The following is an 11,873-nucleotide window of genomic DNA, read 5'->3' on the forward strand; positions in this document are numbered from 1 at the left end:
TTATCCTAATTCAAATGTAGTAATTCCATAAATGCCATCGATAGGCAGTTTGGGTGCCCCTTTTAAATACATTCTTGCTGTAGCGAATACTTTGGTCATCCCATGTTTATTGACCAAGTCAACTGCTAATGAATTACTTTCTGGGATATCCAGATAGACCGTCTCACCACGCGCATATTCAACCAATTGTGCAAATAATTTTTCGGCAATAAATGAGCTCTCCGCGAATAAGGGGCCTATTTTATAGCCCTCAAAACATTTGCGAATGACACCATAACCTTTTAATTGATTTTCTTTAATATAGCCAAGTGCTAATGCTGAGTTTTGAGTAATCCATGCGGTTAGAAATTTTACTCTTGGGGCTGGAAAATAGTGTCGATCATATTGGGTTATCTGATCGAATGAGACGTTTTTTAGCTCAACTATATGTGGATCGTGTTTAGGCGTAACTTGTGTGTGCTCTAATGCATATCGAGCGTTATTATGGGCAAATTGATAACCAATTTTTGCATAATTATCAACCATGTTGAGCACGCCATCAATACCGACATTTCTGTCTCCAACATAAGCGAGGCGTGCGCGAGTTAATTCCAGACCATAACCTTGAGCACGATATTTATTATCTACTATATAAAAACCACAAAAAGCAAAGTGTTCGTCGTAAAGTACTGCAGAACCAATGGCAATAATTTGATCATCGAGTTTTCCTGCGAAGAAACCTTGAGGATCTGTTTGATAAAAACACTCTGCATCATTTAATCCAGGGTTCCAACCTTCTTTCCGTGCCCATTCTACAGCGACTGAAACTTCTTCGCGTGTCATTCGTTCGATGCGGTACTTGGACATGATAGTCACCTTTTCGACTGTATATATAAATTAAATATTAAAGTATTGCGTAAAGCAAATAGCTAAGCTTCTATTTTTATTGTGTAAATATAGACCATTTTTTCGTGCTTTTATTTTTCGTCGAACCAATGAATTAAAGATACTAAATGCTAAAAAATCCTGTATTATGATCCACTTTAGTTTTTTTTAAATGTAAGGAAACATTATGAATTTCAGTATCAGGAATATCTTAGGCCCCTTGTTTCTCATTCTTTCATGTCCTATTTTTGTTATGTTGATGTGGTATACCAACACGCAGCTACAAGGGTCTTTGTCTGCTCTTTGGGATTTGATGCTTCAAAACGGCTTTTTTCAGACTGTGATGACCATATGGGGGCCTTATTTTTGGGGCTCTGCAGTAGCTTGGAAAATTATTTTAATTTTTACAGCTTTTGAGCTGGCTTTAATGCGTATTCTCCCAGGAAAAACATTTAACGGACCCATTACCCCGAAAGGAAACGTGCCAGTTTATAAAGACAATGGTGTTTTTGCATTTATTGTCACTATGGCCAGCTTTTGTATTGCATCTTTTGGTTTTAACTTATTCTCGGCTTCTATTCTTTATGACAACTTAGGTGCGCTATTTGGGGCCCTCAATTTGTTTAGCCTTATTTTTTGTGTGTTTTTATACATCAAAGGCCGTTTTTACCCTTCATCAACTGATTCAGGTATAACCAATAACATGCTGTTTGATTATTATTGGGGAACAGAGCTTTATCCTCAAGTGTGGGGATGGAGTATTAAAAAATTCATTACCTGTCGTTTTGGTATGATGAGTTGGGGCTTATTTCTAATTTCTTATTGCGCAAAACAAGCAGAGTTAGGCGACTTATCTAACTCAATGTTAATTTCCGTTATATTGCAATTTGTTTATCTCAGTAAATTTTATATGTGGGAAAAAGGTTATTTACGATCCTTAGATATCATGCATGATCGTGCTGGTTTTTATATTTGTTGGGGATGCATGGTATGGGTTCCTTGTGTGTATACTTCACCAAGTATGTATCTTGTGCTTCATCCTATTCATTTATCGTTTATGTGGGCAACTTTGATTTTAGGTTTAGGTTTGGCAAGCATTATTATTAATTATCTCGCTGACAAGCAACGACTTATTGCTCGAGCTACGCAAGGTGAGTGTAAGGTTTGGGGCAAAAAACCGGTTACTGTATTGGCACGTTATGAAACTACTGAAGGTGATAAAAAACAAACAATATTACTTGCTTCAGGGTGGTGGGGGATCGCCAGACATTTCCATTATATTCCAGAGCTTGCTGGTACATTTTTTTGGTCTGTCCCTGCGTTGTTTACGCATTTTGCCCCATACTTCTATCTTTGCTTTTTAACTGTTTTATTATTTGATAGAGCATTTCGTGATGATAAACGTTGTTCTGCTAAGTATGGACATGATTGGAAAAAATATTGTGAATTGGTTCCATATAAAATTGTTCCTCTTGTGATTTGATGTTTGTGTTGTACTATTTTTTCTAGTCAGTATCCTGGGTGAGTAAGCACCCAGGGATCTTCTTTGTATACAATCCAGTCGATGTAACAATATGAATCAAATCTGTGGGGGGGATATATGCTTATTTATATTCTTATAATGATAGGCATCAGTATAATCGTACGCATTTATCAGTTACAAAAACAAGCTGAAATTGCAAAAATAACTTATCCCTCCGAATTGAGCTATCTTTCCTTAATTAAGGACATGGCTCTTTTAAAAACAACTCCTTCGGCACAAGAGCAATTACAAACGCGTTTTATGACATTTATAGCTGACTTGGGAACTCGCTCACTCGAGGGTGGTTCTGGGGTCGGTTATTTTAAGGTACCCAATTTATCACCAGTATTTGTATTATCAAATAAAGCACTGATACAGCAACTTTATGCAAAAAAAAATGAAAGGAAGTTTGGACAACGACAATTTTTTCATCGATTAGAAGTGATATTAGGTTCTGAGAATTTAATGTCCTCCATTTTGGGTTCAGAAGCACATTCTAAAGTTCGCAACGCCATACTGTTACGCAATGAAACAAACAGGCCTCACGTAGCCGAGATGGTTGCCGATTTTTTTAAAGAATATGAATTTGAGCAGGGTGAACATGGATGGCCTTTGAGTGAGGTAATGGATAAACTCTCTCGCAGAGTATTATTAATCACATATTTTGGAAAAGCAGTTGTTAAACCTTTTGAAGCATTTTATCAGGCAAATCTAACGAAGGAATTAATGAGCTGTTTGTTTAGCCTAGAACCCATTGGCAAGGAGGAGGAAAAAAGCCTCCTTTTTTTAAGAAGTAGAGTGTTTAATCTTGGTTGGCAGATTATCTTTTCCTCAGAAGAAATTACAAAACAATTAACAGCAGAGCAGAGCTGGCTTAATTACCTGCTTGTAGTCCGTGTGTTAAATAATACAAGCGTAAAAAGTCAGTTGAATGAACTGGGGATAAACGCAACGACTCAATTAACTGCTGCGCAATGTAAGTTACTGATCGATTATTCGGTTGAGTACTCTGATACTACGCCATTGTCTGCTTTGGTGAGGGACGTTGTTAATGAAAGCTTATTCATTCCATTATTGGGTTTTGATGCGACAGCAACCGCTTTAATTACAGCGTTAAGAATTGCTCTTCAGGATAAACGCATCTATAGCATGATGAAACAGGAAATTCAGCAAAAAATTTCAGCAAACGAACACTTTGAATTGCATTCTCCGTGGGATTCTCGAGTAGCAAAAGGTGATTTATCATATGCTGAAGCTGTTTTATTAGAAGCGTTGAGATTATCACCACCTGCACCTATTGTGCCAGAAATTATCCATGAAACAATCAATCTCGAGCTTGAGGGAACGACACTTACTTTACCTGCTGGTTCGCTTATATTTATTCCTATGCAAGGAATGCATACTCACATAAAACATGTTCCAGATATTGATCTTTCCACTGAGGGGCAAGAAATATTTGGTAAAAAGACAATTACTGCGAATGAAATTTTTCCTGAGCGCTGGGGGCCTAAGAACCATCAAAATGAGTTTTATAATACCCATTTTTTTGCGGCATCTCCCGTATTTAATTCACCGGGGACAATGGAGAAAGAGGGCGGATTATTAACATTTAAGACTGGATCAAGGCGATGTCCCGGTTTACGAATTGCAATGACAGAAATAATGGCTTTATTTCGCATGCTTGTAACCTACAAATTTGAACTGACAGCAGAGGATCATCTGGAATTACACTTTAATTATGAAAAGCCATTGCAGAGAAATGGCGGTTTAGGATTTCTAAAAATTAGGCCACGGAAGCCCTCAATAACCTTAGACACTGATCTTGTGGCACCTAGTCATCAAAGCGGTCTTAATTTTTTCCCTGAACTGCAGGTCGCTGAAAAGGTGCACGAGGTACAGTTATCGGTGAGAAATAATAGTGTTTAAAATTTATCGGGTTAAAAATTTGGAATTGACGCATAACAGGCGATTAAGATACCCCATAGATGGATGTAATCGCCAACTAATATATTTTTGAGGTACCATTTTGGTAGGCAAGCGTTTCTAACGTCACTTTGTAAGTATTTAATGATAGGTATAAATGCGACAACAAAAAAGACCATAAAAACATGGTAAATAAAACGCAGTTCTTGAGTATTTTGGTATAAATACGTTTTATAACGCATCTGCCATGGTGTAATGATAAGGATCACAAAAGAGAAGAAAAATACTTTAATCACACTGTTTAAATCAGTCATAAAAGGTAGTTTTTTGCGGCCATATACGATTTCTTTTTTCGATGGATCGAGCAGATTAAATGACATTGATTCCAGTACAGCACTTACCAAAAAAAACACACAATAAATATAAATACTGGTTATCGTTAATGATGACATAGAGTAGAACACGTAATCAGAGTCTTTTAAGCGTAATGAGTAATTGTCTATAATTTTATCATGATATGTATAGAGTGTCGATCGAGCATCCCAAATACTATGATTGGGATGCAACCTAGTGGCCCCTAGGTTTTTCCTATGACTCTCCACTCGGGATAAACAGACTATTGTCTACACTTGTTGAAAAAAGACAAGAAAAGACAATAAAACTTAAATTGTCCCCTGTACATGTAAAAAAGACACCCGTGGGCTCATTTGATTTTTCTGATATTAATATTTTATGCACCAACTTCATGCCCCCTGCATCATGACACGAACTTGCTAAGCTATTAAAAACATTATTTATGGTTTTAATCTGCCCAGCGATCTCATAAGCTTGTCCACATTGTGGAGATTGTCCACTGGGTGGAGATAAAGCGGTCTCAGCATAAGTATTTTGAGAAATTAGCAAAAAGAATAGAGGTAATCCTTGAAAAAACTTCATAAAAGACCTCCTTGTTCTATCCATTTCTTTCAATTATAGAAGTGAATTGAAAAATTGAGAAATGTGGCTTTTAGAGTTTTTTAACAGGAATAGACTTAAATGTGCATTTAACTCCATAATAAACGAGCCTTATTATGAAAGGAAAAAAAGAAATGATGAAAAAAATGTGCTTATTCATTACTGCCTTTTTAGTATTCCAAACTGTACTTTATGCTTCGGATCCTCAGCAATCGTCTCTCGATAATAAAATTCAGCTATTTATGAAGGATAAACCTGTAAAAGCTTTAGTTTATGGTCTATGGATCAACGGAAAACCAATGGGTATTCAGGCCATTGGTGATTCGATGACGGCAGTTCCCGCAACAAAAGACATGCATTTTCGTATAGGTGGCGTGACAGAAACTTTATTAACAACGACGCTGATGCGATTGGTAGAGAAAAAAGAATTAAGTCTTGATGATAAGGTAGCGCGTTGGTATCCCAATTTACCTAATGCAGATCAAGTAAATCTAAAAATGCTTGCTAATGGTACAAGTGGTTTTCCTGATTATGTGTATCACCAAGACTTTATCAAACAAGTATTGGATAAGCCATTTAAGCAGTGGTCTGATAAAGAGTTAATTCATTATGCTTTTTTGACTGATCCTTTATTTAAACCAGGAACCAGCCAGCATTATTCTCATACTGACTATGTGATTTTGGGTAGTATTTTAGCTCAAGTGACTACACGACAGCTGAATCAATTATTTCACTCCTTAATACTTAATAAATTGAACATGAAAAATACACAATTCGAGCGAACTGCCATCATACCTTCACCGGTGCTCCATTCGTTTAGTCAAGATAGGGGTGTTTATGAAGATGCAACTTTTTGGGATCCGTCCTGGACTGCAAGTTCAGGATCTATGACCTCAACGATAGAGGACCTCGGTACTTGGGCGAATGCTTGGATGAATGGCAGTTTGCTAACTTCCGAATCAAGCTTGGAATTAAGAGCGCCAGAGACTGTAGGGAAGGGGAAAAATACAAGTGAACTTTATTTTGCGATGGGATTTGCTGTAGCCAATCATTGGTTAATACAAAATCCTCGTTTTGGTGGTTATAGTGGTGTTTTTGCTGTGTTGCCCGAAAAACAAATCGTGTTTATTGCATTTAATACATTAAAACCTACATCAAAGGAGGCCGATAATTTGAGTGTGGCTTTATGGAAAGAAGTAGCACATGATTTAGCACCGGAATATCCGATCCCTAACTTCAACTAGAAACAATTGAGCTTATCCAATGAGAATGAAGTAGGAGTTATAGGGCATTATCTAAGTTGTTCAACCAGCGTATGGATGAGTTGAACAATTAATTCGGGTTGCTCTTTTTGTATATAATGGCCGCTATTTTTGACATCTATCCGTCGGGCTTTTGGTACAAAAGTATCTGCCATCAGATCATTTGCCCGGTGGATACCAAGCATGATTGATTTGGCCATATCTTGGGTGACATAACTTGGCCAAAAACCATCTTTTACCATTTGACTGGCATTGGGAATTTTGCCCGCGGTGAGAATTATGGCAGGTATATGCAATTTATGATCTGCATAATCATTTAATTGTTTAAAACTTTCAGCAAAGTTAATCTTTTCTACATTTTTATAATGAGCACTTAGTGCCTTCGAGCTTTTTTTCCACCGAAATAGAACGCTTGAGTTTCTTTTTCTGACCAGGTGTTAAGTAGTTTTTCATTGGTGACATCAATAAGAATTAGTCCTGCGACATCATTAGGGTATTTCAGCGCATAAAGTCTTGCAGCCAATCCACCTGCGGAGTGTGCCACAAGGATAAAAGGTTTATGAATTTTTTTTGCTTCAATTAAATGATGTAAATCATCCATCTGATTTGCCGCTGTAACTGGTTGTTGTACCGGATCACTACGACTTTTTAAAAGGGTATCATCGATGATTTTAATTGTGCCTGGACGATCATAATCGCAGGCTGTTGTAAATTTATTGACTTCAGAGAATACAGTCTTCTTATTAGCAAACAAGGGTGTTTCCCAGGAGGCATCGCCTCGATCAGGATATCCCGCAATGAATATCACAGCTGGTGAGCCTGTGCCTTCACAATGCATGAATATTTTTCTTTTATTATCAACAGAAATAAGATTGCTGTCACTAAATGCCATAGAACTCAGAACCATTAAACTAAGTGTAAAAATATTTAAAACAATGAGTTTTCCTGTTTTCATATTTTGAGCACGAGCCATCCATATCTTACGTACAAGTATATATGACTTTTAATAACATCGTTCGCTCAAATTTTCATGAGGTTGCATCTGTTACTTTAGTGAAAGCTTGCATATAAGCCAACCTGACTTAGTAGTCGCCACTTATTATTCAGTAGATAACTATATTATTAACCATAAATAGGTATAAAATCATGCTAAGCCGCGAACATATATACACTCTGCTCATGTTGCGTTATCTTGATTTAAGCAAAGCGACGTTTTAGAAATATTTGAAATTAAGAGGAGTATCTATTTCTGCTGATAATTATAGAGCCGGGTATAAACCTCCAACAAGTATTATTATAGATAAAGATAAGGAATGACCATTTTGTATATATGGGAACTCGAACTTCAAAATCAAGACCAGTTCATTGATGTGATGAAGAGAAGAAAGGACTTTTGTTTCTTTTGTCACTCCAATAACGGATAAAGAGGGGTTCTAACAAAAGTATCTAAAGACTAATAGTTATAATTTCAAGAGAAACTTGGCACTCGATAATTGAACGTTCCTAGAATATTAAGAATAAGAGAAATCTACGGTTCTTAAAGTGCTATTGATTAAATTTCAATCAGTTCCCTTTTTACTAGAATCCAGGCCAGAGGTCAATTTATAGAAATGTTCATTTTCATTAAATTTCAAGTTCAAATGGTTATTTGGAAATTTCAACTGAGGGTACAATCATTTTAAAAGCAGGCTCAACTCATTTACCAATAGATGATTTTATAGATGATATTTTACAGAAGGTAACATCTCATACTAATTTAGTAATAACAGCCGCACCTGGTGCTGGCAAGACAACTCGATTGCCTCCGGAATTGCTTTCTGTTGTAGCCGGGAAAATATTAGTGCTAGAACCTCGACGAATGGCGTCGATTGCTGCTGCTCATCGGGTTGCAGAAGAAAATAATTGGCTAGTCGGTGAGGAGGTTGGTTATCAAGTCCGTTTTGTCAATAAAACATCGCATAAAACCAGATTAATTTACATGACGGAAGCTTTGCTGGCCCGACATATGATTCATCATCCTGAGTTAGACGATGTAGACATTGTGATTCTAGACGAGTTTCATGAAAGATCTTTATACGTTGATTTAACACTAGGATTAATACGTGAATTACAAGAGTTAGGGCATCATATTAAAATTGTGGTCATGTCAGCGACACTCGAAGCAGAAAAAGTTGCTGAATATTTGGGTAATTGTCCTGTCATTTCCGTGCCTGGAAAATTATTTGAGTTAACGGTACGTTATCAAAAATCAACCCAATTACTAACACCTCAATATCAATTTTATGAGCATTTATCTCAAGTCATCAAAGAAGCACAGCGACAGACTGATAAAGATATTTTAGTATTTTTACCGGGTGCACGTGAAATTGAACGCGCTAAAGGAAACTTACTTGATTGGAAAGAAAGCAAAAAAATAGAGGTGATCACGCTGCATGGCAGTCTTCCTCTAGAAGCACAGCGTATCGCATTGCAAAAATCTTCAGCGCAAAGAATTATTCTTGCAACTAATATTGCTGAGTCTTCTGTTACTTTAGACGGTGTTGATACCGTCATAGATTCAGGTTTAGTAAAAATAATGAAACAAGATTTACGTACTGGATTTTCACGCCTGGAAATTTCGCGAATTAGCTTAGCGAGTGCCATTCAGCGTGCTGGTAGAGCCGCCCGACAATTTCCAGGTGTTTGTTACAGGATGTGGAATCAACATGATGAAAGTTTATTTGTGAAATCAAATATTCCAGAAATTCTACGTTCAGATTTAAGCGATAGTTTACTTTTTTTAGCTAATCAACATATCTCGAATTTTCAGAATTTTTCGTGGTTTGAAAGACCTCCTCGTGTCAGCATTGAACGTGCGACCTTTAGCTTACAAGCGGCAGGTGCTATCAAAAATAACAACGAATTAACATCAATAGGTCGCCAGCTTTTGGATTTCCCATTACCTCTGCGTTTGGGGAGACTATTAATTGCAGGTATAGAAAATAATTGCATCGATCTGGCTGCAAAAATTGCAGCGTTATTACAAGAGCGCGATATTCTACGGAAAGAAATGACGAATAATTTTCAAGCAGATCATTTTGAATGTGATATTGCACCGCGATTAAAAATTTTGAATAAATTTCTAAAAGATGGTTCTTCACCTGAAGGTCATTTTACAATTTTACAAACTGTCGCACAAAGTTATCAGCAGATTCTAGATCTTGCTAAAAAATTAAAAAAAGCAGAGCCCCCTGTTTATCGTGAAGAAGATGAAGCTAGACAGTTGCTCCTTATGTTATCTTTTGGTGATCGTTTGTGTCGACGTCGCAAGAACTCTGATCGTGCATTAATGGTCGGTGGTCGTGGTGTAAAATTATCAGATCGAACGCTTGTGAAAAGGAGTGAATTTTTTATTGCATTGAATGGTTTTGAAGAAAGCGGGGAGGCTGAAACTTTGATTAATCAGGCGAGTGGGATAAATAAAGAATTTTTGTTGAAACACTTTTCCGACAACATAATAAAGAAAAGAGACATCATTTTTGAAGCAGAAAAATCGCAATTTTATCAGCGGGAATTTAAAACACTTTGGGATTTACCTATAGAAGAACCGAATTTTTCGCTGGCAACCTCGGTACACGTTGCAGAAAAATTGCCTGATATATTAACTGACAATTGGGCGAGCACACTGAAGAAAAATGAAAATTTACATGAGTGGTATCAAAAGATTATATTTTTACGATTCCATAAGGCATTAATACCCCCTCATATACAAGATGAATTGGAAAATCTTTTCGACGGAGATGCATTAAAAAAATCATTTTGCTTAACTGTATTTAGACAAGCATGTTTCGGTGAAAGTAAAATGACCTTAGTACTGCAAAAAAATTTAGTGTATTTTTTTGAACTAAATATATCTGAAACATTGCGTAGTATTTTACAAACCGAACTCCCAAATAGGTTAAAAGTTCCAAGTGGTAGCATGATACCCATTCATTATTCAACGGTTGAACATCCCTTTCTTAGAGTACGCATCCAAGAAGTGTTTGGATGGGAAGAAACGCCGAAAATATTATTTCAGAGTGTGTCAGTTGTTCTGCATTTATTAGGTCCAAATTTTCGTCCAGTGCAGGTAACAAGCGATCTAGAAAGCTTTTGGAAAAATGGTTATTCAGAAATCCGTAAAGAGTTACGAATACGTTATCCTAAACATCAATGGCCATTAAATCCTGCTGATGGCATTGCTCACGCGAAGGGATCGAGGCGAAAATAAAAGAAATCCAAGGATGAATCTATGGTTGTTTGGAAACGGGATCACAGCAATGTGGTCTCGTTACCATACAATTTTTACGTCAGGGCGCAAGTTCCGGAGTGCGAGGCCATAATCTGTGTAAAACAGGAAAACTATTTAGCGACGAGCAATAAGTGAGTTCTTTTTCCTCAAACAGTATACAGAAGTGGTAGTAATTTATTAACTGACCTAATATTTGAAAGAAGCCATCCTATATTTAATATTAATTATTCAACATCACTGAGCTTTCGGCAAGCGTGCGTGACTAAAGACAGAGCGGTCGTTTAGCCTATAGCCTCAATGATTTTAGGAGGCGACTTAATGATAAATGGCACCAATAAACTAGACACTGTCAAACAAGCCTTTAGACACTGGCGAGCCACACGAACAAAGCGCGGTCAAATTCCTGATGAGTATGGGAGCAGGTCAAGGGACTATTGGGGTGATTATACTCCTTCGAAAATCGGCAGTCATTTAGGGATTAGTCCAATCCAAATCAAGAAAAAATTAGTACCTGTCCAGAATACGAGTTTGCAGTTTGTTGAGGTAAAAAGAAAACCCACGAGGATTGATTCAGAGTTTCTATCAAATAGCGATGTGCCTTGTAGTGTTGAGATTCATCGTCCCTGTGGCAGTATACTGAAAATCAATGCAGTACCGATGAGTAGGGTATCAAAACTCATGCTGGATTTTCTGGGTTTACGATGCTGCAGATTACCCCACAACATCGGTTGTTATTGGCAGTAGAGCCCATTGATTTTAGAAAAGGCATCGATGGCTTAAAAGCCTTATGCCGACAAAAGCTGCTTGATGACCCGTTCAGTGGTACCGTATTTGTCTTTACCAATCGCATGCGAACCTCAGTAAAACTATTCGTGTATGATGCGAGTGGTTTTTGGCTCTGCCATAAACGGTTCAGTCGAGGCAAATTAGCTTGGTGGCCTAGCGGGTTGAATCCTTCAGTTCAATTACGTTCCAGTGAGTTATTGATACTGCTTGTCCAAGGTCATCCCATAAAAGCAAGCCTTCCAGACGATTGGCGTTCTATGGCTTATGCGGCCAGTGATGATTCTAATGAAGC

The 11,873-nt window shown here is 37.3% G+C and carries 11 protein-coding genes; 6 read left to right on the plus strand and 5 right to left on the minus strand.

All coding sequences use genetic code 11. The features are described from left to right. Nucleotides 1-846, minus strand: coding sequence for a GNAT family N-acetyltransferase (locus Lste_RS05670; RefSeq protein WP_058510091.1), 846 nt, complete (start codon nt 844-846; stop codon nt 1-3). A gap of 205 nt (nt 847-1,051) precedes the next feature. On the opposite strand from Lste_RS05670, the gene Lste_RS05675 reads away from it, so the two are divergent. Beyond that, nucleotides 1,052-2,347 (plus strand): phosphatidylethanolamine N-methyltransferase family domain-containing protein, encoded by a 1,296-nt coding sequence (locus tag Lste_RS05675; RefSeq protein ID WP_058510092.1) that lies wholly within the window; start codon nt 1,052-1,054, stop codon nt 2,345-2,347. Nucleotides 2,348-2,464: 117 nt separating this feature from the next. After that, complete coding sequence (locus Lste_RS05680) at nt 2,465-4,312, plus strand: cytochrome P450 (RefSeq protein ID WP_058510093.1); 1,848 nt, start codon at nt 2,465-2,467, stop codon at nt 4,310-4,312. A gap of 11 nt (nt 4,313-4,323) precedes the next feature. Here Lste_RS05680 and Lste_RS05685 read toward each other — a convergent pair whose 3' ends face one another. After that, nucleotides 4,324-4,689 (minus strand): hypothetical protein, encoded by a 366-nt coding sequence (locus Lste_RS05685; RefSeq protein WP_237760432.1) that lies wholly within the window; start codon nt 4,687-4,689, stop codon nt 4,324-4,326. A gap of 208 nt (nt 4,690-4,897) precedes the next feature. Further along, nucleotides 4,898-5,245 carry a hypothetical protein gene (locus Lste_RS05690; RefSeq protein ID WP_058510094.1) on the minus strand — a complete coding sequence of 116 codons (348 nt, stop codon included), beginning with the start codon at nt 5,243-5,245 and terminating at the stop codon, nt 4,898-4,900. A 152-nt stretch (nt 5,246-5,397) separates the two neighbouring features. Here Lste_RS05690 and Lste_RS05695 point away from each other — a divergent pair, with 152 nt between their 5' ends. Beyond that, nucleotides 5,398-6,507 (plus strand): serine hydrolase domain-containing protein, encoded by a 1,110-nt coding sequence (locus Lste_RS05695; RefSeq protein ID WP_162264131.1) that lies wholly within the window; start codon nt 5,398-5,400, stop codon nt 6,505-6,507. Between the two features lie 47 nt (nt 6,508-6,554). On the opposite strand, the gene Lste_RS05700 is transcribed toward Lste_RS05695, so the two are convergent. Further along, nucleotides 6,555-6,821 carry a hypothetical protein gene (locus Lste_RS05700; RefSeq protein WP_058510096.1) on the minus strand — a complete coding sequence of 89 codons (267 nt, stop codon included), beginning with the start codon at nt 6,819-6,821 and terminating at the stop codon, nt 6,555-6,557. Between the two features lie 77 nt (nt 6,822-6,898). After that, complete coding sequence (locus Lste_RS05705) at nt 6,899-7,498, minus strand: alpha/beta fold hydrolase (RefSeq protein WP_058510097.1); 600 nt, start codon at nt 7,496-7,498, stop codon at nt 6,899-6,901. Between the two features lie 675 nt (nt 7,499-8,173). Between Lste_RS05705 and hrpB the strand changes: the two genes are divergently transcribed. The 3 genes from hrpB to tnpB all read left to right on the plus strand — a co-directional run. Beyond that, complete coding sequence (gene hrpB, locus Lste_RS05710; RefSeq protein ID WP_058510098.1) at nt 8,174-10,774, plus strand: ATP-dependent helicase HrpB; 2,601 nt, start codon at nt 8,174-8,176, stop codon at nt 10,772-10,774. Between the two features lie 339 nt (nt 10,775-11,113). Further along, nucleotides 11,114-11,539, plus strand: coding sequence for a hypothetical protein (locus tag Lste_RS19555; protein WP_237760433.1), 426 nt, complete (start codon nt 11,114-11,116; stop codon nt 11,537-11,539). Beyond that, nucleotides 11,497-11,873 (plus strand): IS66 family insertion sequence element accessory protein TnpB (gene tnpB / locus Lste_RS05720; protein WP_193393388.1); only part of this gene is annotated, 377 nt, incomplete at its 3' end. The genes Lste_RS19555 and tnpB, both read left to right, overlap by 43 nt.

The organism is Legionella steelei, from assembly GCF_001468005.1.
GTDB lineage: Bacteria > Pseudomonadota > Gammaproteobacteria > Legionellales > Legionellaceae > Legionella > Legionella steelei.

Bases quoted from the DNA above. Each gene is read 5' to 3' on its own strand.
- Lste_RS05670 (WP_058510091.1), bottom strand. From the start codon at position 846: ATGTCCAAGTACCGCATCGAACGAATGACACGCGAAGAAGTTTCAGTC.
- Lste_RS05675 (WP_058510092.1), top strand. From the start codon at position 1,052: ATGAATTTCAGTATCAGGAATATCTTAGGCCCCTTGTTTCTCATTCTT.
- Lste_RS05680 (WP_058510093.1), top strand. From the start codon at position 2,465: ATGCTTATTTATATTCTTATAATGATAGGCATCAGTATAATCGTACGC.
- Lste_RS05685 (WP_237760432.1), bottom strand. From the start codon at position 4,689: ATGTCATTTAATCTGCTCGATCCATCGAAAAAAGAAATCGTATATGGC.
- Lste_RS05690 (WP_058510094.1), bottom strand. From the start codon at position 5,245: ATGAAGTTTTTTCAAGGATTACCTCTATTCTTTTTGCTAATTTCTCAA.
- Lste_RS05695 (WP_162264131.1), top strand. From the start codon at position 5,398: ATGATGAAAAAAATGTGCTTATTCATTACTGCCTTTTTAGTATTCCAA.
- Lste_RS05705 (WP_058510097.1), bottom strand. From the start codon at position 7,498: ATGGCTCGTGCTCAAAATATGAAAACAGGAAAACTCATTGTTTTAAAT.
- Lste_RS19555 (WP_237760433.1), top strand. From the start codon at position 11,114: ATGATAAATGGCACCAATAAACTAGACACTGTCAAACAAGCCTTTAGA.